The following is a 23324-nucleotide window of genomic DNA, read 5'->3' on the forward strand; positions in this document are numbered from 1 at the left end:
CCTCCCCTGTAGGTGACAGGAAGTCATATCCGCCGGGACGGCACCATCGGAGCGCCGCCGAACGGGCCATCAGCTGCCGTACAGCTCCTCGATGTCGGCCGCGTACACCTGGGTGACGGCCTGCCGCTTGACCTTCAGCGACGGGGTGAGCAGGCCGTTGTCCTCGGTCCACTCCCCCTCGACGAGCCGGAAGGCGCGGATCGACTCGGCGCGTGAGACGGCCGCGTTGGCGTGGTCGACCGCCTTCTGGACGTCGGCGAGCATCCGGGGGTCCTGGACGACCTCGGACATCGGGGTGCCGGCGGGCATCTTGCGGACGGCGAGCCAGTGCGCCACCGCGTCGGGTTCGAGGGTGATGAGGGCGCCGACGAAGGGGCGCCCGTCCCCGACGACGAGGCACTGGCCGACGGGCGGGCGGCTGCGCAGCCGGTCCTCCAGGACGGCCGGGGAGACGTTCTTGCCGCCGGAGGTGACGAGGATGTCCTTCTTGCGGCCGGTGATGGTGAGGTAGCCGTCCTCGTCGAGGGCGCCGAGGTCGCCGGTGGCGAACCAGCCGTCGCGCAGCACGGCGTCGGTGGCGGCCGGGTCGTTGCGGTAGGCCCCGAAGACGATGCCGCCCTCGATGAGCACCTCGCCGTCGTCGGCGATACGGACGGCGGTGCCGGGGACGGGCCGGCCGACCGTGCCGGGGCGGGGCCTGAGCGGCGGGACGATGGTGGCGGCGGCGGTGGTCTCGGTCAGGCCGTAGCCCTCGTAGACGAGGATGCCGGCGGCGTAGAAGAACAGGTTGAGGTCGCGGTCGAGCGGGGAGCCGCCGCTGATGGCGTAGCGCAGCCGGCCGCCGAGCTCCTTGCGGACCCGGCGGTAGACCAGCAGGTCGTACAGGGCCCAGGCGGCCCACAGTCCGATGCCGGGGCCCTTGCCGGTGCCGAGGAAACGGCTCAGATGGGCCTCGGCGAAGCGGACGGCGATGCGGTGGGCGCGGTCGAAGGAGGCGCCGCGGCCCAGCTTCTCGGCGGTGGCCCGGCCGGTGTCGTGGATCTTCTCGAAGAGGTAGGGGACGCCGACGAGGAAGGTGGGCCGGAACTCCCGGAGCGCGGGGCGCAGTTCGTCGGGTTTGATGCTGGGCCAGTGGCCGATCTCGATTCGGCCCATCAGGCAGGCGATCTGGATGGTGCGGCCGAGGATGTGGGCGAGCGGGAGGAAGAGCAGGGTGGAGGCGGTCTGGCCGGTGACCGCCTGGAAGACGGGGTGCAGCAGTTCCACGGTGTTGGCCGCCTCGGCGTGCAGATTGCCGTGGGTGAGGACGCAGCCCTTGGGCCGGCCGGTGGTGCCGGAGGTGTAGCAGATCGTCGCGACCGTGTCGGGGGTGAGGGCGGCACGGCGCTTGACGACCTCCTCGTCGGACAGGTGGCGGCCGAGCGCGGTGAGCGTGCCGAGGGCGTCGTCGTCCAGCTCCCAGATGTGCGGGGGCTGTTCGTGCCCGGCGGTGCCCGTCGTGACCGTGGCGGTGTTCTGCGCGGTCTCGGTGACGACGTGCCGGGCGCCGGAGTCGCGGACGATCCACTCGATCTGGTCGGCGGACGAGGTGGCGTACACCGGCACGCTCTGCCCGCCGGCCGCCCAGATCGCGAAGTCCAGCACGGTCCACTCGTAGCGGGTGCGGGACATGACGGCGACCCGGCCGCCGGGTTCCAGTCCGGCGGCGATCAGCCCCTTGGCGACGGCGGTGACCTCGCGGGCGAACTCCGCCGCCGTCATCGGCCGCCAGCCGTCGCCGGTGTGCCGGCGCAGGACGACGGCGTCGGGCGCCTCGGCCGCGTTGGTGTGGGGCAGGTCGGCGATGCTGCCGGTCGCCGGGCGGGGCACGAGCGCCGGGGTGCGGGCCTCGCGGACCACGCCCCCGGCGTCCTTCACGACCTCGACCTCGCCGCGTTCCAGCAGTTCGGTTCGCTGCGCGGCCCGCTTCAGATCCCTGCGTACGCCCATGTCGGCTCCCGGTGCCCGTCGTACTTACTGGAGAGTAAACTTACTCAAGCGTAAGTAGACGTCAATGGGTCCGGCACGACTCAGTCCCGGTCGGTGAGGCGGCTCGCCCGCCGGATCGCCTCCGCGAGCCGGGAGACGTCCCCGTCCTCGGTGGTGGAGGCCAACTCGTCCGCCCGCTCGGCCAGTTCCCCGAGCCGGACCCGGCCCGGCAGGGTCGTACGGCCGTCGCCGCTCCCGCGCAGGGTGTCGGCGAAGTAGGCCGCCGTCGCCGTGACCTGGAAGCGGGGGCTCGCGCTCCACACCGAGTCCTCCAGGGCGCCGGTCTCGATGTCGCCCGACTTCTCGTGCGGGGCGCGGGTGCGCGGGTCGAGCCAGCGGACGCTCGCCGTCGCCAGGTGGCCGTCGGCGTCCGGTGCGGTGCGCACGGCGTACAGGGCGGTGACGGTGTGGCCGGGGCCGACCTCGCCGCCGTCGACGCGGTCGTCGCGGAAGTCCTCGTCGGCGACCTGCCGGTTGTCGTAGCCGATCAGCCGGAACTCCTTGACCGTCTTCGGGTCGAAGGCGACCTGGGCCTTGGCGTCGCGGGCGGTCAGGTCGACGTTGCGGGGCAGGTCCTGGCTGAAGACCTTGTGCGCCTCGCGCTCCCCGGAGACGTACACGGTGTGGCCGTCGCCCTTGTCGGCGAGGCGCTCCATCAGGGCGTCGCCGTAGTCGCTGCCGACGCCCACCCCGAACAGGGTGATGCCGTGCTCGCGGCGCTCGGAGGCGACGCGTTCCAGGATGGTGTCGGCGTCGGTGTCGCCCGTGTTGGCCAGGGCGTCGGAGACCAGCACGACCCGGTTGGTGGCGCCCTTGCGCAGGCCGTCCTCGGCGGTCTCGTAGCCGGTCTCCACACCGGCGCCGAGGTTCGTGGAGTCGGTGGGCTCCAGGCTGTCGATGGCGTCGTGGATCTCGTCCCGGTGCCCGCCGACCCGGGTCGGCCTCAGCACCCGCTCGGCCTCGTCGCTGAAGGTGACCAGGGCGACCGAGTCGTCGTCGCGCAGCCGGTCCGTCATCACGCCGAGGGAGTCCTTGGCGAGGTCCAGACGGCCCGGTTCGGCCATGGATCCGGAGATGTCGACGACGAAGGTGAGGGCGGCGGGCGGGCGTTCGCCGGAGTCCTCGGCCGGCCGGGTCGCGAGCCCCACCCGGACCAGGGACCAGTCCTCGCGCGCGGTGCGGGCACCGTCGACGGTGACCGTGAACCCGTCACCGTCGGGGCGGTCGTAGTCCTGGCGGAAGCTGTTGACGAACTCCTCGGGGCGGACCGTGGACGGGTCGGGAAGGCGGCCCTCGGCGAGCGTGCGGCGGGCGTAGCCGTAGGAGGCGGTGTCGACGTCCAGGGCGAAGGTGGAGAGCAGGTCGGGCTCGGGCGCGAACTCGCGGCTGTCGTCGCCGTTCTTCTGCTCGTCCGGACCGCTGTCGCCGTCGTACTCGGGGGCGGCCGGGAAGCCCCTCTCGTCGGTGCTCCGGTCCGCCTTCGACATGCCGCCGTCCTGTGCGCTGCAGCCGGTGAGCAGCAGGCCGCCCGCCGTGAGTGCGAGCAGCGCGCCCCTCAGCCGTCGCACGTGGTGTCGCTCCATCGTCCGTTCCCCCTTGGTCCGTTGACGTCGACTTCTGTGACTGTGACGGGCCAGGGGGCCGGAACGTGCGTGACGAAGTGTTGCGGATGGGTCTCGAAGCGGGCACGGCGGGCCCCCGCCGAGACCGGTGGGTGACCCTCCGTTGACCTAGGGGTGTCTTGCCGATCACGCCGGGCTCCCGACGTCGCTGATCCGGCCCGATCGACAAGACGCCCCTACGACACGATGTCCTTGCGGGTGAAACCCCGGAAGGCCAGCGCGAACAGGACCAGCGCGTAGGTCACGGAGACCGCGGCGCCCTGGATCATGCCGGACCACTCGGGGCGCGGCTGGACGGCGTCCGCCCAGGCGAACTGCCAGTGCGCGGGCAGGAAGTGGCGCCAGTCGCCGAGGGCGGTGACGGCGTCCAGGACGTTGCCGACGATGGTGAGGCCGACCGCGCCGCCCACCGCGCCCAGCGGGGCGTCCGTCCGGGTCGACAGCCAGAACGCCAGTCCCGCGGTGACCAGTTGGGACACGAAGACGTACGCGACGACGATCAGCAGGCGCTGGGCCGCCGTGCCCGTGCCGAGCGAGCCCCCGGTGGGGATCTGCAGCGGCCCCCAGCCGTACGCGGCCGTGCCGACGGCCAGCGCGACCACCGGCAGCAGCACCATCGCGGCCAGGCTGAGCCCGAGGCCGACGACGAGCTTGGACCACAGCAGCCGGACCCTCGGCACGGGGGCGGCGAGGAGATAGCGCAGCGAGGACCAGCCGGCCTCCGAGGCGACGGTGTCCCCGCAGAACAGGGCGACCGGGATGACCAGCAGGAAGCCCGCCGACACGAAGAGGTTCACGGCGGCGAAGTTGGCGCCGGACGCGGTGGCCGTGTCCATCAGGGTGATGCGGTCGCCGCGGCCGTCCGGCTCGCCGCCGATCGCGAAGGCGGCGACGAGCACGAACGGCAGCACGGCGAGGATGCCGAACATGACCAGCGTCCGGCGTCGCTTGAGCTGGCGGAGCAGTTCGACCCGCACGGGCAGGGTGCGGCCCGCCCGGTAGCCGGAGGCGACCTCGGTGCGCTCGGTGAGCGTGCTCATGCGGAACCTCCGATCAGGGTGAGGAAGGCGTCCTCCAGCCGGCGGTGCGGGCCGACCGAGCGGACGGGCACCTCCAGCCGGACGAGTTCGGCGACCAGGTGCTCGGCGCTGCCGTCGGCGTCGAGCCGCACCAGGAGCCCGTCGTCGGTGGGGACGGCCGAGACCACCCCGGGCAGCGCGGCGACCTTCTCGACGACGGGTCCGTCCGGGACCGTGGCCGTGCCGACCAGGAGGGTGTCGCCGGAGCCGATGATCTCGGCGACCGGGCCGGCCTGCACCAGCCGGCCGCGGTCCATGACCACGAGATGGGTGCAGGACTGCTCGACCTCCGCGAGGAGATGGCTGGAGACGATCACCGTGCGCCCCGCGGCCGCGTACCGGATCATCACCTCGCGCATCTCGCGGATCTGCGGCGGGTCGAGGCCGTTGGTCGGCTCGTCGAGGATGAGCAGGTCCGGCAGCCCGAGCATGGCCTGGGCGATGGCGAGGCGCTGGCGCATCCCCTGGGAGTAGGTGCGCACGGCGCGGGCCAGGGCGTCGCCGAGACCGGCGATCTCCAGGGCCTCGTCCAGGTGGGCGTCCTCCGGCGGGCGGCCGGTGGCCTTCCAGTACAGCTCCAGGTTCTCCCGGCCGGACAGGTGCGGCAGGAAGCCGGCGCCCTCCACGAAGGCGCCGACCCGGGACAGGACCGGGGCGCCGGGGCGGATGGCGTGCCCGAAGACGCGGATCTCCCCGGCGTCGGGCTTGATCAGGCCCATCAGCATGCGCAGGGTCGTCGTCTTGCCGGCGCCGTTGGGTCCGAGGAGGCCGAGCACCTGCCCCTTCTCGACCCGGAACGACAGCTCGCGCACCGCGTACCGGTCCTGGGCGCGGGCGTACCGCTTGCTCAGGCCGGTGATCTCCAGCGGGACCTCGGCCAGTCCGGGGTCGGGCGCGGGGGCGACGGTGCGGCGGCGGGCCGTCAGCAGCAGGGCCAGGGCGACGGCCGCGCCGGTGGCGGGCAGCCACCACACCCAGGACGGCAGGGGGGCGGCGGCGCTGCTGACACCGGGGGCGGTCGGCACGGACAGCGCGCTCTTCAGGGAGACGGTGTACGTCGCCGGGGCGGCCGGGGAGGCGTAGCCGAGGTCGGTGGAGGAGAGCACCAGACGCAGCCGGTGGCCCTTCTCGATGTCGTGGTCGACGGCCGGGAGGGTGATCCGCACGTCCTTGCCGGACTTGGCGTCCGTCACCCGCAGCGGGGTGACCAGCTGGGAGGGCAGGACCTGCTGCCGGCCGCCGGGGCCGACGTCGTAGACCTTGGCGAAGAGGACCGCGTCCCCGTCGCTGGAGCGGACGTGCACGGTGGCCGTCGGGGAGCCGGTGATGTGCAGGTTGTCCGCGACGGGCGCGGACTCGAAGCGGGCGAACTGGCCGGGGAAGTCCAGCGAGACGCCGACGCCGAGCGAGGACAGCTGGGCGAGGCCGCCGGAGCCGCCGAGGCCGGGCAGCGCGGAGACGGCGGGCGGGCTGGCGCCGGCCGGGTTGGCGACGGACTGCTCGCCGCCGGTGAGCGGCACCCGGCGTATGCCGCTGCCGAGTCCGGGGTAGGTGTCGGCGCTCGCGCCGCGCAGCTGGGCCTCGCCATCGGTGGTGTCGATGCCCCCGGTGCGGGTGACGCGGAAGGCGGGGCCGGTGTCGGCGCCCTTGTCGCCCTTGAGGTACCGGTCGAACCAGGCGGTGGTGCGGGTCTGGAGACGGGACGTCTCCATGTCGCCGCCGTCGTGTCCGCCGGCGATCCAGTCGACGTCCACGGGCGCGCCGTTGGCGCGGATCGCGCGGGCCGCATCGTCGGCCTGGCCGAGCGGGAAGAGGGAGTCGGACTGGCCCTGGAACAGCAGGGTGGGCACCTTGATCCGGTCGCCGACGGCGGACGGGGAGCGCTTCTCCAGCAGGGCGCGGGCCTCGGCGTCGGGGACACCGGACTCGGCCACCCGCTCGTACATCGCGCAGAGCGCCGGCTCGAACTTCGCGCAGCCGCCGCCGGAGTTGACGAAGATGCCGGCCCACAGCTTCTTGAAGACGCCGTTCGGGAAGAGGGCGTCCGCGAGGTTCCAGTAGGTGATGGCCGGGGCGATGGCGTCGACCCGGTCGTCGTGTCCGGCGGCCAGCAGGGCGATGGCGCCACCGTAGGAGCCGCCCGCCATGCCGGCGCGCGGGTCGCCGGGCTTGTCGAGCCGGACCTGGGGCTGCTCGGCGAGCCAGTCCAGCAGCCGGGAGACGTCGGCGACCTCGCTCTCGGGGTCGTTGAGGCCGATCGCGCCGGTCGACCTGCCGAAGCCGCGTGCGGACCAGGTGAGGACGGCGTACCCGTCCCGCGCGAGGTCCTCGGCCTGCTGCCGTACGTCGTCCTTGCTGCCGCCGAAGCCGTGCCCGAGGAGGACGGCGGGGCGCCGCCCGCCGCCCGGCGTGGTGAAGAACGAGGTGTCGACGCGCACTCCGCCGTCCATCGCCATGACCCGGTCGGCGCGCCGCACCTTCGGGGCGTCGTCGCCGGAGGCGGCGGCGGTCCAGGTCCCGGCGCCGGCCAGCACCACGACGGCGGCCGCGGCGGCCGTCAGCCGTCGCGGCCCGCGCAGCGCGCGCAGTGCGGCCCGTCCGGGCAGTCGAAGATCCATGCGTCAACGGTACGGGTCGAAGCTGTCGGTCCGTTGTCGACCGGGGACCGAACTCCGTCACCTCCTCTGGAGGTACGCCGTGCCGCCCGCGTACACCAGGCGCGGTACGCGGGCGGGCCGGCCGATCAGTCCCGGGCGTCCTCCGGCAGGGTCACCAGCCAGCGGGTGGCGCGGCGCGGGCGCAGATACAGGGCCCAGTAGAGGGTGGCTACGGCGGTGATGCCGCCGGTCCACAGCAGATGCGCGGGTTCCTGCTGGGTGCGGATGTAGCCGAGGACCAGGATCAGCAGCACCGGCACGGCGGGCCACAGCGGCATCCGCCAGGCCGCGGTGCGGCGGTGCGGGCCGCGCCGGGCGAGCAGGGCGGCGACCGCGACGAGCAGATACATACCGGTGACCGAGACGCCCGTGACGCCGTACAGGGTGTCCAGGTCGACGAAGCACAGGGCGGCGCCGGGCACGCCGACGGCGAGCGTGGCGACCCACGGGGAGCCGAAGCGGCCGAGCCGGGAGAGGACGTCGTTGACCGGCCGGGGCCACGCCTTGTCGCGGGCCGAGGCGAACAGGACGCGGGAGTTCTGGATGACCATGACGATCCCCGCGTTCACGATCGCCAGCGCCACGCAGAGGCTCACGAAGGTGCCGACGGCGGAGTTCGACCAGGCGGTGACCATGGCGGACAGATCGCCGCCCGTGAGTTCGGCGACGTCCGAGGCACCCAGGGTGAGGGCGACGACCGGCACCAGGATGATGACGGTGGAGAGGGCGAGGGTGGCCAGGACCGTGCGGGCGACGTTGCGGCGCGGGTTCTCCAGCTCCTCGGAGAGGTAGACGGCGGTCGAGAAGCCCTGGGTGATGAACAGCGCGATGGCGAGCCCGGAGACGACCAGCAGCGCCGTCACCGTGTCGGTACGGCCGTCGGCGCCGGCCACCTCGAGGGAGACCAGGCTCGCGGGGCCGCGCTCGGCGTGGGCGAAGCCCAGCACGGCCACGACGGCCGCCGCGATGACCTCGAGGACCAGGAAGATCCCGGTGATCCAGGCGTTGGCGCGCAGGTCGAGCAGGCCGGCGAGGGTGGCGAGCAGCATGACGCCGGCGCCGGTGAGGGCGGGGTCGAGGTGGACGATCGGGGCGAGGTAGTCGGCGGTGCCCATCGCGATCACCGGCGGTACGACCATGACGACCAGCAGGGACAGCACGAACACCAGCCAGCCCGCGACCCGTCCGGCGAGCGTGGACACCATCGCGTACTCGCCGCCGGCGCTCGGGACGAGGGTGCCGAGCTCCGAGTAGCAGAAGGCGACGGCGACGCAGAGCAGGGAGCCGACGGCGATCGTGAGGGCGGTGGCGGTGCCGAGCGAGCCGAACAGGTCGGGGACGACCACGAAGAGCGTGGAGGCGGGCGTCACGCAGGAGAGCGTGAGCAGCGTGCCGCCGACCACGCCGATGGAGCGCTTGAGCTGCCGGGGACTGTCCGACGCCTCGACGGCGGGGGCCTCGGCGGGGGTGAGGGTGTCGGTCACGAGGGGGATGCAACATCGACGGAAACCATCACGTCAATGGGTGTTTCCCTACGGAATTCGTTGTCAGCGATCTTGATTTCGCGCGTTGACGTCGCATTGCGGCCCATCCCCGTAAGGATTTCGCAGCTGCGGGAACCGCAGTGGGCGCGCGCGAAAAAAGGGGGCCGTCCGCGATGCGGACGGCCCCCTCCTGGCCAGCGTCAGTGGTTGCGCGGGAAGCCCAGGTCGACGCCGGTGGGGGCGTCGGCCGGGTCGGGCCAGCGGGTGGTGACGACCTTGCCGCGGGTGTAGAAGTGCGTGCCGTCGTTGCCGTAGATGTGGTGGTCGCCGAAGAGGCTGTCCTTCCAGCCACCGAAGGAGTGGTAGCCGACCGGGACCGGGATCGGGACGTTCACGCCGACCATGCCGGCCTCGACCTCCAGCTGGAAGCGGCGGGCCGCGCCGCCGTCCCGGGTGAAGATCGCGGTGCCGTTGCCGAACGGCGAGGCGTTGATGAGGGCCAGGGCCTCCTCGTACGTCTCGGCGCGCAGCACGCACAGGACGGGGCCGAAGATCTCGTCCTGGTAGGCCTTCGCGGACGTGGGCACCTTGTCGAGCAGCGAGATGCCGATCCAGTGCCCGTCCTCGTACCCGTCGACGGTGTAGCCGGTGCCGTCGAGGACGACCTCGCAGCCCTCGTCGGCGGCGCCCTTCACATAGGACGCCACCTTGTCACGGTGCACGGCGGTGATGAGCGGGCCCATCTCGGAGGCCGGGTCGTCGCCGGGGCCGATCTTGATCTTCTCGGCGCGCTCACGGATCTTGTCCACCAGCTCGTCGCCGATCGCGCCGACGGCGACCACCGCGGAGATGGCCATGCAGCGCTCGCCCGCGGAGCCGTAGGCGGCGCTCACGGCCGCGTCCGCCGCCGCGTCCAGGTCGGCGTCCGGCAGGACCAGCATGTGGTTCTTGGCGCCGCCCAGCGCCTGTACGCGCTTGCCGTTGGCGGAGGCGGTGGTGTGGATGTAGCGGGCGATCGGCGTGGAGCCGACGAAGGAGACGGCCTTGACGTCCGGGTGCTCGAGGAGCCGGTCGACGGCCACCTTGTCGCCGTGGACGACGTTGAAGACGCCGTCGGGCAGACCGGCCTCGGCGAGCAGCTCGGCGATCTTGATGGACGCCGAGGGGTCCTTCTCGGACGGCTTGAGCACGAAGGTGTTGCCGCACGCGATGGCGATCGGGAACATCCACATCGGGACCATCGCCGGGAAGTTGAACGGCGTGATGCCGGCGACGACACCCAGCGGCTGCCGGATCGACGACACGTCGACGCGGCTGGCGACCTGCGTGGACAGCTCGCCCTTGAGCTGCACGGTGATGCCGCACGCGAGGTCCACGATCTCCAGGCCGCGCGCCACCTCGCCGAGGGCGTCGGAGTGCACCTTGCCGTGCTCGGCGGTGATCAGCTCGGCGATCGCGTCACGGTTGGCGTCCAGCAGCGCGCGGAACTTGAACAGGATCGAGGTGCGCTGCGCCAGCGAGGACTGGCCCCAGGTCAGGAACGCCTCCTTGGCGGCGGCTACCGCCGTGTCCACCTCCTCGACCGAGGCGAAGGCGACCTTCGTGGTGACCGCGCCGGTGGCCGGGTCGGTGACCGGCCCGTGATTGCCCGACGCGCCTTCGGCGGTCTTCCCGCCGATCCAGTGGTTGACGATCTTCGTCATGCCCGGTTACTCCTTCACAGATGGCGGCGTCGGGAGGACACGTGCCGTTCGTACAGCTCTCGGCCCCTGACCGCAGACGCTCCGGTCGCGGTCTCGGCCACAGGTACATCCCACCAGGCCGGCGCGGGCGACGGGCCCGACACAGTGTCGGCCGTTTCGGTCCCGTCGTAGACACATGTGGGAGTGTCGGCGGCGAGCACCCGGCACAGTTCCATGGTGCGGGACGACCGGGCTGTGCGGGGACCTCCGGCGCGGGGCCGTAGCGGGCGGGGAGTCATCGCTCGCTCTTCGCTCCTGCCAAAGCAAAGCGGCCTCCCGCGCCGGAGGCGTTCGGGTCGCCGGGGCCGCGCTGGGCGGGCCGGCGGGGTCGTGCCGGGCCGGACGGGGGCCGTGGGTCCGCGGGGGCGCGGGGCGGGGCGTCCGGCACGTCGTCATGGCGGGCTCACAGCAGTCCCACCGCGGTGTCCACGGCGGCGGCCACATCGCCGTCGGCCGGGTGGAGCAGCGACCGGCCGGCCACCAGGCCGCGCACGGTGGGCAGACGCAGGGCGCCCCGCCACTTCTCGTATGCCCGGTCCTGGTCGGCGCCGACCTCGCCGCCGAGCAGGACGACGGGCAGCGTGGAGGTCTCCAGGACCTCGGCCATGTGGTCGGGGTCGTCGGTGACCGGCAGCTTGAGCCAGGTGTAGGCGGAGGTGCCGCCGAGGCCCGAGGCTATGGCGATGGACCGGGTGACCGCCTCGGCGGACAGGTCGTTGGCGATCGTGCCGCCGGGGGTCCGCCGGCTGATGAACGGCTCGACGAACACCGGCAGTTCACGGGCGGCCATCGCGTCGACGGCTCGTGCGGCCGACTCCAGCGTGGCCAGGGAGCCCGGGTCGGCGTAGTCGACGCGCAGCAGCAGCTTCCCGGCGTCGAAGCGGAGGCGTTCGAGGTCCTCGGGCCGGTGGCCGGTGAAGCGGTCGTCCATCTCGAACGACGCCCCGGCCAGACCGCCGCGGTTCAGTGAGCCCATGACGACCTTGCCGTCGAGCGCGCCGAGCAGCAGCAGGTCGTCCAGGATGTCGGCGGTGGCGAGGACCCCGTCCACGCCGGGCCGGGACAGCGCGAGGCGGAGGCGGCCCAGCAGGTCGGCGCGGTCGGCCATCGCGAGTCCCCGGCCACCGACGCCGAGGGCTCCTCGGGCCGGGTGGTCGGCGGCCACGATCATCAGCCGGCCGGAGTCGCCGAGCAGCGGCCTGCGGGTACGGCGCTCCGCCGCCTCCGCGACGGCCTGCGGGTGCCGGGCGCGCAGCCGGACCAGCTCCGCGACGTCGACGTTCACCGGACCGCCCCGGCGGCGAGCGCGGCCTCGATCTCGCCGGGTGTCGGCATGGCGGAGGAGCACTCCAGGCGGGAGGCGACGATGGCGCCGGCCGCGTTGGCGTGCCGCATGACCGTCTCCAGGTCCCAGCCCTCGAGCAGGCCGTGGCAGAGGGAACCGCCGAAGGCGTCGCCCGCGCCGAGGCCGTTGAGGACCGTGACGGGCAGCGGTGACACCTCCGCCACGCGCCCGTCCCGGTCGACGGCGAGGACGCCCTTGGGGCCCTGTTTGACGACGGCCAGTTCGACCCCGGCGTCCAGCAACGCCCGGGCTGCGGCATGGGGTTCGCGGACGCCGGTCGCCACCTCCACCTCGTCGAGGTTCCCGACGGCGACCGTGGTGTGCTTCAGCGCCTCGGCATAGAAGGGGCGGGCCTCGTCGGGGTCCTGCCAGAACATGGGGCGCCAGTCGAGGTCGAAGACCGTGACGCCGGACTTCGCGCGGTGGGCGAGGGCCGCGAGCGTCGCCGTACGGCTCGGCTCCTCGCTGAGGCCGGTGCCGGTGACCCAGAAGACGCGGGCGTCCCGGATGGCGTCGAGGTCGAGCTCGTGCGCGTCGATCTCCAGGTCGGGGGCCTTGGGGCGGCGGTAGAAGTACAGCGGGAAGTCGTCCGGCGGGAAGACCTCGCAGAAGGTGACCGGGGTGGGCAGTCCGGGGACCGGGGTGACCCAGCGGTCGTCGACGCCGAAGCCCTGGAGGGCCTCGTGGAGGTAGGCGCCGAAGGGGTCGTCGCCGGTGCGGGTGATCACGGCGGTCCGGCGCCCGAGACGGGCCGCGGCGACCGCGACATTGGTCGCCGAGCCGCCGAGGAACTTGCCGAAGGACGTGACCTGGGACAGCGGGACCCCCGTCTGCAGCGGGTAGAGGTCCACCCCGATCCGGCCCATGGTGATCACGTCGTACGCCATCGGTGCCCTCGGTCTCCCTCGTCACGAGTCCTCGGGCCGGCGGTGAGGCACGGCCCTCCACGGCTTTGTAGCCCGCCCGGGGGAGCATGTCAATGTTTTGTCCAGACATTCGAACGAGGGTGTGGTGAGGAGGTGTCGGCCGTGCGCCGGTGATCGACCCCTCCGTCAACGCGCCGCGCCGATACGCCCGCGTGCGCCTTTGCTGCACACGCGTCACAAAGACCACCTCCGTGTCACGGGTGTCGCAGGTCCGCGCGACCTGCGTCACACCCGACGCACAGGCCCTGCCCATGGTCACGCTGCGTCGTTGACCGGACACAGGCTTGTGATCGCCGACACAGCGCCCGGTCCCCCCGACGACCGCTCCCGGTCGCCACCGGGCGCGCGAGGAGGTGCCACCGATGACCGACCGAAGGCTCTGGTCGTACAAGGAGATCGCGGCGCACATCAAGGTGCAGCCCGACACCGTGCGCTCCTACCGCAAACACGGACTGCTGCCCCCACCCGACCATGTCGAGAACGGCAAACCCTTCTGGCACCCCGACACCGTCCGCGCCTGGGTGGCGTCACGGCCCCGCAATCGGGGTCTGCGGCCGGACTGACCCCCGGGTTACGGACGGACGGCCACCCGGAAAACCACCTGTGCCCCACCTGACCCGTGGGGCACAGTCGTCCCCATGAGCGATTTCTCCGTCAAACCCGTACTGACCGGCGAACGGACCGTGCTGCGGCCGTTCACCGAGGCCGACGCCACCGTGATGGCGGAGATCATCGAGGACCCCGACGTCGTCCGCTTCACCGGCGAGCCCTCCGCCGAACTGACGGAGGAACGGCTGCGCTCCTGGTACGGCTCACGGTCCGAGCAGACCGACCGTCTCGACCTCGCCGTCACCGACCGGACCACCGGCGAACTCGTCGGCGAGGTCGTGCTGTTCGAGTGGGACGCGCACGCCCGCGGCTGTACGTTCCGCACGCTCATCGGACCCCGGGGGCGCGGGCGGGGGCTCGGCACCGAGGCCACCCGGCTCATCGCCGGGTACGGCTTCGAGCAGCTCGGCCTGCACCGGATCCAGCTGGAGGCGTACGGCCACAACGCCCGTGCCCTGCGCGTGTACGAGAAGGTCGGCTTCGTCCGGGAGGGCGTCCGACGAGAGGCCGACCTCCGGGACGGCATCTGGCGGGACTGGGTGCTGATGGCGATGCTCGAGCGGGAGTGGGCGGGGCATCGGGGGCACCCCCGCTTGGATCCCGTCTAGCGGGTGGCGCAGGTGGCCTGCGGCTCGGCCCCGTGGGCTTGCGGCTCGGCTGCAGGCTTGCGGCTCGGCCCCGTGGGATTGCGGCTCGGCCGCCGGCGTGTCGGTCGGCCCCGTGGGCTTGCGGCTCGGCTGCCGGCGTGTGGGTCGGCTGCCGGCGTGTGGGTCGGCTGCCGGCGTGTGGGTCGGTCGGCTTGCGGCCTGTACTCGCTTGGCGGGCCGCGCGGACGTCAGCTGTCCCGGCCCCACGGCTCGACGACCGTCACCCCGGCGCCCGGCGCCGAGCCCATCGCCTCCATAGCGGCCGGCACGTCGTCCAGCGGTATCGACGACGTCACCAGCAGATCCGGCCGCAGCACGCCGGCCCGCACCAGCTCCAGCATCGGCGGGTAGGTGTGGGCCGCCATGCCGTGGCTGCCGAGGATCTCCAGCTCCAGCGCGATCGCGCGGGCCATGGGGACCGGGGTCGTGCCGGACTCGGAGGGCAGCAGGCCCACCTGGACATGCCGCCCGCGGCGGCGCAGGCCACCGATGGAGGCGGCGCAGGTGACTGGCGATCCGAGGGCGTCCAGGGAGAGGTGCGCGCCGCCGCCGGTGAGGTCGCGGACCGCCGCCGCCGTGTCGGGTACGGCGGACGCGTCCAGGCACTCCGCCGCCCCGAACTTCCGCGCGAGGTCCAGGGCCTGCGGTGACACGTCGACCGCGACGACCCGGGCGCCCGACGCGGCCGCGATCATCACGGCGGACAGACCGACCCCGCCGCAGCCGTGCACGGCGACCCACTCCCCCGCCGCCACCCGGCCCTGCTGCACGACCGCCCGGAACGCTGTGGCGAACCGGCAGCCCAGGGAGGCCGCCGTCGCGAAGGACATCTCCTCGGGCACCGCGACGAGGTTCACATCGGCGTGGTCCAGGGCCACGTACTGGGCGAAGGAGCCCCAGTGGGTGAAGCCGGGCTGGGTCTGCCGCTCGCACACCTGCTGGTCGCCCGCCGCACACGCCCCGCAGGCGCCGCACGCGCAGACGAACGGCACCGTGACCCGGTCGCCGGGCCGCCAGCCGGTGACCCGGTCGCCGACGGCCTCGACCACCCCGGCCAGTTCATGCCCCGGAACATGCGGCAGCACGATGTCCGGGTCGTGTCCCTGCCAGCCGTGCCAGTCGCTGCGGCACAGGCCGGTCGCCTCGACCCGCACGGTCACGCCGTGCGGCGCGGGAACCGGGTCCGGCACGTCCCGCACCCGCGCCGGCTCACCGAACCGCTCGAACACCACAGCGCGCATCCCGACTCCTCCTGACCTCGGCCCCCGCTCCCCGGCGGGCCCGCGTCACGCTATCCGCGTGCGGTCACCTTGTCCCGGGCCGGGTCCTGCTTCCCGGCGCCCGTCTCGCCCGCGGGTGCACCGTCGGACTCGCTGACACCGAAGCGCTCGTGGAACCGTCGCAGCGGCCCCGGCGCCCACCAGGTCGCCCGGCCCGTGAGCCGCATGACCGCCGGGACGAGCAGACTGCGGACGATCATCGCGTCCATCAGCACGGCCAGCGCGATCCCGAGGCCCAGCATCTTGGTGTTGGTCACCCGGGACGTGCCGATCGCGACCATCACCACGGCGAGGATCACGGCGGCGGCGGTGATCAGTCCGCCGGTGCGCTGCAGCCCGTGCCGGACCGCCTGCTCGTGGTCACCCGTCGCGTCGTACTCCTCCTTGATGCGGGACAGCAGGAACACGCCGTAGTCCATGGAGAGTCCGAAGGCGACGCAGAACATCAGCACCGGCAGGGTCGTCTCGATCGAGCCCGGGCTGGTGAAGCCCAGCAGCCCGGACAGGTGCCCGTCCTGGAAGACCCAGACCACCGCGCCGAACATCGCCGTCAGACTGAGCGCGTTGAGCACCACGGCCTGGAGCGGGATCAGCACGCTGCCGGTCAGCAGGAACACCAGCAGCAGGGTGACGACGGCGATGAAGGCGACGGCCGCCGGCAGGCGCTCGGCTATGGCGTCCTTGGAGTCGACGAGGACCGCCGCGGCGCCGGTCACCTTGGTGTCGAACGGTGCCGGTGCGGCGCGCAGCTCGTGCACGAGGGCCTGGGCCGGGTCGTCCACCGCCTCGCCCCTGGGGAGCACGGTGAAGTATGCCGACTCGCCCCGCACCAGGGGCCCGTCGACCCGGAGTACCTGCGGCAGCGCGGAGACCCGCTCCTTGTACGCGGTGTACTCGGCCGGGGTGGCGCGGCCCTCGGCGAGCACCTCCAGGCCGCCGCCGGGGCTGCCCGGGAAGCCGTCCCGGATGTGCTGCTGGACGACATGGGACTCGGCGCTCGACGGCAGCTGCCGGTCGTCGGCGGTGCCGAACTTCACGCCCAGGAAGGGCAGCCCGAGCAGGACCAGCACCGCGGTGGTGCCGAGGGCGAAGAAGGGGGCGCGGCGCATGACGATCCGCGCGGTGCCGGCCCATGCCCCGCCCTGGGTCCGCGCGGGGTCCCCGGCGGTCTCGTCGGCCCCCGCGGCCTCGGGCCTCCGTCCGCGCCGGAACAGCCGGCGCAGGTCGAGCGCGTTGACCCGGTGCCCGAGCAGGATGAGGGCCGCGGGCAGCAGGATCAGCGCGGCGGCCGCCGCCAGCAGGACGACCGCGATACCGGCGTAGGCGAAGGACCGCAGGAAGTACTGCGGGAAGAGCAGCATCGCCGCGAGGGAGACGGCGACGGTGAGCGCCGAGAACAGGACTGTGCGCCCGGCGGTGCGCAGGGTGGTGCCGACCGCGGTCAGCGGCTCCGCTCCGGCCGTCAGCTCCTCGCGGAAGCGGCGGACGATGAACAGGGCGTAGTCCACCGCGAGCCCGAGGCCGAGGGCCGTGGTGAGGTTCATGGCGAAGACCGACACGTCGGTGAACTCGGTCAGTCCGCGCAGCACCGCGTTGGTGCCGAGGATCGCCACGATGCCGATGCCGAGGGGCAGCAGGGCCGCCACCGCGCTGCCGAAGACCATGACGAGCAGCACCAGGGTGACCGGCAGGGCGATCACCTCGGCCCGGATCAGGTCCTCCTGGATGGTCGTCTGCATCTCGTGCCGTACGGCGACGGGGCCGCCGACGGAGACCTGCACCGGGCCGTGGGCGCCCCGCAGCTCCGGCGCGATGCGGTCCAGCGTCTCGCCCATCCGCGTCTCGTCGCCGGTGATACGGGCGGCGATCAGCGCCTCGTGCCCGTCCTCGGCGCGCAGGGCGGGGGCCGAGGCGGCGTCCGCCCGCCAGTAGGAGCCGACGCCGACGACGCCCTTCTCGCGGGCCAGGCGCGCGGTGAGCTTCTCGGCCTCCGCGGCGACACCCGGGTCGTCCACTGAGGCCTCACCGGCGTCCACCAGGAGCAGCAGGTTGGGCTGGGAGGCGGGGAACGCCCGCTCCAGGGCCCGGGTGGCGTAGGTGGACTCGGCGTCCGGGTCCTCCCAGCCGCCGCTGCCCAGGCGGTCGGCGACCCCGCTGCCCGCCAGCACGGCGAGCGCGGTGATCACCAGGGCCACGAGCAGGGAGAGCCGGGGGCGTGCCGTCACGAAACGGGTCCAGCCTCCGACGCGGGGTGAGCTGTCGGCGTCTTTCATGGTGCGGGTCCCCTTCACCCTGATCCGGCTGTGCGCAAGGAGGGCAGCATGGAAGCGTCACTGCCATAGACTGGCAAACACGAGCGACCGCTCGCGTTTCAAGAATGCGAGCGGTGACTCGCGTTTGTCAATCGCGTTCAGGAAGCTGGGGATACGCGTGTCCGCCAACCGGGAGAAGGACAGCCCACAGAGCCAGGAAGACCGCGACAGCCAGGACGGCCGGGAGGGTCAGGACGGCCGAGGCGGCCGGGAAGGTCCGGGCGGCCAGGACGGTCGCGAGAAGGAGCAGCCGCGCCGCCGCCAGGCCCGCGGCGAGCGCCGTATCGCCCAGCTGCTGGAGGCCGCGGCCGCCGTCTTCACGACCACCGGCTACTCGGCCGCCAGCACCAACGCCATCGCCCGTGAGGCCGGCGTCTCGCCCGGCACGCTGTACCAGTTCTTCCCGAACAAGGAGGCGATCGCCATCGAGCTCGGCGGGCGTCTCATGCGGCAGATGCGCGAGACGTACGGCGAGGCGCTGGCCCCGGTGGACCCCACGACCTCCCTGGAGGAGGCGGTCACCGCGGCCGTCGACCGGTTCATCACGTTCAACTGCGACCACCCGGTGTTCTTCACACTGATGCACGGCCCCGACGTCCCCGGCCGGATCGCGGAGGACCACGACGCCCTGCACGCGACCCTGCTGAGTCGCATCGAGGCGCTGCTGTCGTCCCTGCTCCCCGACGCCGCCCCGGCCGACCTCACCCGCACCGCCCAGATGTGCCTGGGCCTGTACAAGGCGGGCCTGGAGCTGGTGCTCGCCCATGAGGGCGCCGAGCGCGAGGCCTATGTGCGGGAGCTGAAGAACGTCCTGATCCGCTATCTCGCGCCGCTGGTGGGCGACCGGATGGGCCACGCGGAGGCCGCGGGTCCCCTGCCCGGCGTGTGACACCCCGCATCGGGGCGCGTGGGCGCGGTACCCGCCGAACAGGCGTGCTGTGCCGACAGGGCCGACCTCTCTTGGAGCAGTACCCCATAGGGGTATACGGTTGAACGTGATGGGGTCCCCCTGGGCCCCCTCGGCCCCACACGCCTCGACGAGGAGAACGACATGACCGCCCAGACCGACACGACCGGTTCCGTCACCGCCGTCTACAAGGTGAGCGGCATGAGCTGCGGGCACTGCGAGGGTGCCGTCTCCGGCGAGATCTCCGAGCTGCCCGGCGTCAGCTCGGTGAAGGCAGTCGCCTCGACCGGCGAGGTCACCGTGGTCTCGGCCGCCCCGCTGGAGGAGGCCGCCGTGCGCGAGGCCGTCGACGAGGCCGGTTTCGAACTGGTCGGCCGGATCTGATCCCGCCGTGCCCCGCACCACCGGCGATCCGGCGATAGCCGAGGCCCCGGCCTCCCCCGAGGCGGCCGTCGCCCCCGAGGGAGCCGCTGCTTCCGAGGCGGCCGCCGCTTCCGAGGTCGAGCTGCTCATCGGCGGGATGACCTGCGCGTCCTGCGCGGCCCGCGTCGAGAAGAAGCTCAACCGCATGGACGGCGTGACCGCCTCGGTGAACTACGCGACCGAGAAGGCGAAGGTCAGCCGGCCCGCCGAGGTCTCGGTCGCCGATCTGATCGCCGTCGTGGAGCGGACGGGGTACACCGCGCGCGAGCCGGAGCCGCCCCGGCCCGCACCCGAGGAGCCAGGCGCAACCCCGGAGAACACCGGGGACACCGGGCCGGACTCCTACCGGCAGCGCCTGACCGTCTCCGCGCTGCTCACCGTGCCGGTGATCCTCATGTCGATGGTCCCGGCCCTGCAGTTCGACTCCTGGCAGTGGCTCGCGCTCACCCTCGCCGCCCCGGTCGTGGTGTGGGGCGGCCGGCCCTTCCACCGGGCCGCGTTCACCAACGCCCGGCATGGCGCCGCCACCATGGACACGCTGGTCTCGATGGGCACGCTGGCGGCGTTCGGCTGGTCGCTGTGGGCGCTGTTCCTCGGCGACGCCGGGATGAGCGGGATGCGCGACGGCTTCTCGTTCACGGTGTCCCGCGGGGAGAGCGCCTCGCAGATCTACCTGGAGGTCGCCTCCGGGGTGGTCACCTTCATCCTCCTCGGCCGCCATCTGGAGGCACGCGCCAAGCGCCGCGCGGGCGACGCGCTGCGCGCCCTGATGGAGCTGGGCGTGAAGGACGTCGGCGTCCTGCGGGACGGGCGCGAGGTCCGGGTGCCGGTCGGCGAACTGGCCGTCGGGGACCGGTTCGTCGTACGGCCCGGCGAGAAGATCGCCACCGACGGCACCGTCGTCGAGGGCGCCTCCGCCGTGGACGCCGCCCTGCTGACCGGGGAGTCGGCGCCGGTGGACGTGGGCGTCGGGGACGCCGTCACCGGGGCCACGGTCAACGCGGGCGGCCGGCTCGTCGTGGAGGCGACCCGGGTCGGGGAGGACACCCGGCTGGCCCGCATGGCGAAGCTCGTGGAGGAGGCGCAGAACGGCAAGGCCGAGGTGCAGCGGCTCGCCGACCGGATCTCCGCCGTCTTCGTGCCCGTGGTCATCGTCCTCGCGGTCGCCACCTTCGGCGCCTGGCTCGGCGTCACCGACGACACGGCCGCGGCGTTCACCGCCGCCGTCGCGGTCCTGATCATCGCCTGCCCGTGCGCGCTGGGCCTGGCCACGCCCACGGCCCTGATGGTCGGCACGGGGCGCGGCGCGCAGCTCGGCATTCTCATCAAGGGCCCCGAAGTGCTGGAGTCCACGCGCCGGGTCGACACCGTCCTGCTGGACAAGACCGGCACGGTCACCACGGGCCGGATGACGCTTCAGGGCGTCTACCCCGCCGACGGAGTGGACGAGGGGACGCTGCTGCGGCTCGCGGGCGCCGTGGAGCACGCCTCCGAGCACCCGGTGGCCCGTGCGGTCGCCGCCGGTGCCGAGGAGCGGGCCGGACGACTGCCCGCCGTCGAAGACTTCGCGAACGTGCCCGGGAAGGGCGTACGCGGCCGTGTGGAGGGCCATGACGTCGCCGTGGGCCGCCTCGCCGAGAACACCGCCGTCCTGCCCCAGGAGCTGGCCCGCGCCGCCGAGAAGGCCGAGCGGGAGGGCCGTACGGCCGTCGTGGTCGGCTGGGACGGGTGGGCGCGGGGCGTCCTCGCCGTCGCGGACACGGTGAAGGAGAGCAGCGCCGAGGCGGTCCGCTGGCTGCGCGCGCTGGGGCTCACCCCGATCCTGCTGACGGGCGACAACCGGCGGGTGGCCGAGGCGGTGGCGCACTCGGTCGGTATCGATCAGGTGATCGCGGAGGTCCTGCCCGAGGAGAAGGTGGAGGCCGTACGGCGGTTGCGGCGCGAGGGGCGTTCGGTGGCCGTGGTCGGCGACGGCGTCAACGACGCGGCGGCGCTCGCCACCGCCGATCTGGGGCTCGCGATGGGGACGGGCACGGACGCGGCGATCGAGGCGAGCGATCTGACGCTGGTGCGAGGTGATCTTCGGGTGGCCGCGGACGCGATCCGGCTGTCCCGGCGGACGCTGGCCGTCATCAAGGGCAATCTGGTGTGGGCCTTCGGGTACAACGTCGCCGCGCTGCCGCTGGCCGCGGCGGGGCTGCTGAACCCGATGATCGCGGGGGCCGCCATGGCCTTCTCGTCCGTGTTCGTGGTGACCAACAGCCTGCGTCTGCGGACGTTCCGGTGAATTCGTAGGAAGAACCCCCCCGGACCCCCCTGGAGTCCTGCGCCGGGCTCACATAAGCTCTTCACAAGGCTCACGCATCATCCTTACGCTGGAGCCCCGGTCGCCGTATCGGGTCTCTTGCGCACCTAACGGACATATGCAAGAGACGCAGATCACAGTGATGTGAACGTAACCATCGAAGGGGTTCGAAGGTCTAAGTTGACGATGTCAGGCGGCGTCTTGGGGGGCGCCCACTGGCATCTGAGGATGTCTTGGGGGACTTCCTCAGAGTTGCGTTGCCGGGGCACGCATCTCGGGAAGCTTTGAGCGGCCCTCCCGAGTGTGCGCTGTCCCGGCAGACCGCACAGAACAACCGCATAGATGAGTACGTCGAGTTCTGCTCATTGTGCTCAACAGCGATTCAGGCGCTGTCCTCACAGACGCCCGGCCGGATCCCGTGGGGGGAATCCGCACCGGGACATGGGAAGGCGCCCTGGACGTCGGCCCGTGGGGGGACCGCCGCCAGGGCGCCTTCTTCTATGCCCTCATCCGTGTTCTTCCGGAACGCGTACGTGTCTTCCATGACGCACGGAAGCCCCGCACCCGACCTGCTCGGTCGGACACGGGGCTCCAGGACGCGGTGGGGGCGGCTCAGCGCTCCTCGACCGGGACGAAGTCGCGCTCGACGACGCCCGTGTAGATCTGGCGCGGGCGGCCGATACGGGAACCCGGCTCCTTGATCATCTCGTGCCACTGGGCGATCCAGCCCGGCAGCCGGCCGAGGGCGAACAGGACCGTGAACATCTCGGTCGGGAAGCCCATGGCCCGATAGATCAGGCCGGTGTAGAAGTCCACGTTCGGGTAGAGGCTGCGCGAGACGAAGTAGTCGTCGGAGAGCGCGTGCTCCTCCAGCTTGAGCGCGATGTCCAGCAGCTCGTCGGACTTGCCGAGAGCGGAGAGGACGTCGTGCGCGGCGGCCTTGATGATCTTGGCGCGCGGGTCGAAGTTCTTGTAGACCCGGTGGCCGAAGCCCATCAGGCGGACGCCGTCCTCCTTGTTCTTCACCTTGCGGATGAAGGAGTCGACATCCCCGCCGGACGCCTGGATGCCCTCCAGCATCTCCAGCACGGACTGGTTGGCGCCGCCGTGCAGCGGGCCCCAGAGCGCGGAGATACCGGCGGAGATCGACGCGAACATGTTCGCCTGCGACGAGCCGACCAGGCGGACCGTGGACGTCGAGCAGTTCTGCTCGTGGTCCGCGTGCAGGATCAGCAGCTTGTCGAGGGCGGCCACGACGACCGGGTCGAGCTCGAACTCCTGCGCCGGCACCGAGAACGTCATACGCAGGAAGTTCTCGACGTAGCCGAGGTCGTTGCGCGGGTAGACGAACGGGTGGCCGATCGACTTCTTGTACGCGTACGCGGCGATCGTCGGAAGCTTGGCGAGCAGCCGGATCGTGGAGAGGTTGCGCTGCGTCTCGTCGAACGGGTTGTGGCTGTCCTGGTAGAAGGTGGACAGCGCGGAGACGACCGAGGACAGCATGGCCATCGGGTGGGCGTCGCGCGGGAAGCCCTTGTAGAAGTTCTTGACGTCCTCGTGCAGCAGGGTGTGCTGCGTGATGTCGTTCTTGAACGACGAGAGCTCGTCGACCGTCGGCAGTTCGCCGTTGATGAGCAGGTAGGCGACCTCCAGGAAGGTGGAGCGCTCGGCCAGCTGCTCGATCGGGTAGCCGCGGTAGCGGAGGATGCCCGCCTCGCCGTCGAGGTAGGTGATGGCGGATTTATACGCGGCCGTGTTGCCGTAGCCGCTGTCCAGCGTCACCAGACCGGTCTGGGCGCGGAGCTTGCCGATGTCGAAGCCCTTGTCGCCGACGGTGCTGTCGATCACCGGGTAGGTGTACTCGCCGTCGCCGTACCGCACTACTACAGAGTTGTCGCTCACGTCTTCCCTCACCGACGTTGTGCCTCATCTTCGAGGTTGCCCTGACTGTCTCTACC

At 72.4% G+C, this 23324-nt stretch carries 16 protein-coding genes and 1 pseudogene; 5 read left to right on the top strand and 12 right to left on the bottom strand.

The genetic code is table 11. From position 1 onward, the window contains the following. Nucleotides 1-69: 69 nt before the first annotated feature. The 9 genes and pseudogenes from DC008_RS11990 to iolC all read right to left on the bottom strand — a co-directional run bounded on the left by DC008_RS11990 (nt 70) and on the right by iolC (nt 12844). Entirely contained in the window at nt 70-1989 is a 1920-nt protein-coding gene (locus DC008_RS11990; protein WP_108706969.1) for an AMP-dependent synthetase/ligase, read from the bottom strand. 80 nt (nt 1990-2069) lie between these two features. Continuing rightward, nucleotides 2070-3611, bottom strand: a complete 1542-nt coding sequence (locus DC008_RS11995; RefSeq protein ID WP_108706970.1) for a vWA domain-containing protein — start codon at nt 3609-3611, stop codon at nt 2070-2072. A gap of 215 nt (nt 3612-3826) precedes the next feature. Further along, the gene (locus DC008_RS12000) at nt 3827-4690 is read right to left on the bottom strand and encodes an ABC transporter permease (protein ID WP_055623500.1); all 864 of its coding nucleotides are present in this window, start codon (nt 4688-4690) and stop codon (nt 3827-3829) included. After that, nucleotides 4687-7347, bottom strand: a complete 2661-nt coding sequence (locus tag DC008_RS12005; RefSeq protein WP_164492295.1) for an alpha/beta fold hydrolase — start codon at nt 7345-7347, stop codon at nt 4687-4689. The genes DC008_RS12000 and DC008_RS12005 overlap by 4 nt, the downstream gene beginning before the upstream one ends. A gap of 125 nt (nt 7348-7472) precedes the next feature. After that, nucleotides 7473-8870 (bottom strand): APC family permease, encoded by a 1398-nt coding sequence (locus tag DC008_RS12010; protein WP_108706971.1) that lies wholly within the window; start codon nt 8868-8870, stop codon nt 7473-7475. A 200-nt stretch (nt 8871-9070) separates the two neighbouring features. Then, complete coding sequence (mmsA, locus tag DC008_RS12015; RefSeq protein WP_108706972.1) at nt 9071-10573, bottom strand: CoA-acylating methylmalonate-semialdehyde dehydrogenase; 1503 nt, start codon at nt 10571-10573, stop codon at nt 9071-9073. Between the two features lie 14 nt (nt 10574-10587). Further along, a pseudogene (locus DC008_RS35930) lies at nt 10588-10773 on the bottom strand (hypothetical protein); the annotation flags it as partial. Nucleotides 10774-11015: 242 nt separating this feature from the next. After that, entirely contained in the window at nt 11016-11897 is an 882-nt protein-coding gene (locus DC008_RS12025) for a Cgl0159 family (beta/alpha)8-fold protein (RefSeq protein ID WP_108706973.1), read from the bottom strand. Next, nucleotides 11894-12844 carry a 5-dehydro-2-deoxygluconokinase gene (gene iolC / locus DC008_RS12030; protein WP_108706974.1) on the bottom strand — a complete coding sequence of 317 codons (951 nt, stop codon included), beginning with the start codon at nt 12842-12844 and terminating at the stop codon, nt 11894-11896. Before iolC ends, DC008_RS12025 begins: the two co-directional genes overlap by 4 nt. Nucleotides 12845-13245: 401 nt before the next feature. On the opposite strand from iolC, the gene DC008_RS12035 reads away from it, so the two are divergent. Both DC008_RS12035 and DC008_RS12040 read left to right on the top strand, forming a co-directional pair. Next, nucleotides 13246-13446 carry a helix-turn-helix transcriptional regulator gene (locus DC008_RS12035; protein ID WP_055623495.1) on the top strand — a complete coding sequence of 67 codons (201 nt, stop codon included), beginning with the start codon at nt 13246-13248 and terminating at the stop codon, nt 13444-13446. A gap of 75 nt (nt 13447-13521) precedes the next feature. Then, nucleotides 13522-14100 carry a GNAT family N-acetyltransferase gene (locus DC008_RS12040; RefSeq protein ID WP_108706975.1) on the top strand — a complete coding sequence of 193 codons (579 nt, stop codon included), beginning with the start codon at nt 13522-13524 and terminating at the stop codon, nt 14098-14100. 227 nt (nt 14101-14327) lie between these two features. On the opposite strand, the gene DC008_RS12045 is transcribed toward DC008_RS12040, so the two are convergent. Both DC008_RS12045 and DC008_RS12050 read right to left on the bottom strand, forming a co-directional pair. Further along, the gene (locus DC008_RS12045; protein ID WP_108706976.1) at nt 14328-15380 is read right to left on the bottom strand and encodes a zinc-dependent alcohol dehydrogenase family protein; all 1053 of its coding nucleotides are present in this window, start codon (nt 15378-15380) and stop codon (nt 14328-14330) included. Between the two features lie 50 nt (nt 15381-15430). Then, nucleotides 15431-17692, bottom strand: coding sequence for an MMPL family transporter (locus tag DC008_RS12050; RefSeq protein WP_108706977.1), 2262 nt, complete (start codon nt 17690-17692; stop codon nt 15431-15433). Nucleotides 17693-18014: 322 nt separating this feature from the next. Between DC008_RS12050 and DC008_RS12055 the strand changes: the two genes are divergently transcribed. From DC008_RS12055 to DC008_RS12065, 3 genes are all read left to right on the top strand, one after another. Next, entirely contained in the window at nt 18015-18620 is a 606-nt protein-coding gene (locus DC008_RS12055; RefSeq protein WP_244221489.1) for a TetR/AcrR family transcriptional regulator, read from the top strand. A gap of 162 nt (nt 18621-18782) precedes the next feature. Then, complete coding sequence (locus DC008_RS12060; RefSeq protein WP_055623522.1) at nt 18783-19022, top strand: heavy-metal-associated domain-containing protein; 240 nt, start codon at nt 18783-18785, stop codon at nt 19020-19022. Between the two features lie 7 nt (nt 19023-19029). After that, a complete protein-coding gene (locus tag DC008_RS12065; protein ID WP_425276538.1) occupies nt 19030-21348 on the top strand; it encodes a heavy metal translocating P-type ATPase in 2319 nt (772 codons plus the stop codon). A gap of 630 nt (nt 21349-21978) precedes the next feature. Here the strand turns inward: DC008_RS12065 and DC008_RS12070 are convergent. Continuing rightward, complete coding sequence (locus DC008_RS12070) at nt 21979-23268, bottom strand: citrate synthase (RefSeq protein WP_055623491.1); 1290 nt, start codon at nt 23266-23268, stop codon at nt 21979-21981. Between the last annotated feature and the right edge of the window lie 56 nt (nt 23269-23324).

The organism is Streptomyces nigra (assembly GCF_003074055.1).
GTDB classification, from domain to species: Bacteria; Actinomycetota; Actinomycetes; order Streptomycetales; family Streptomycetaceae; genus Streptomyces; species Streptomyces nigra.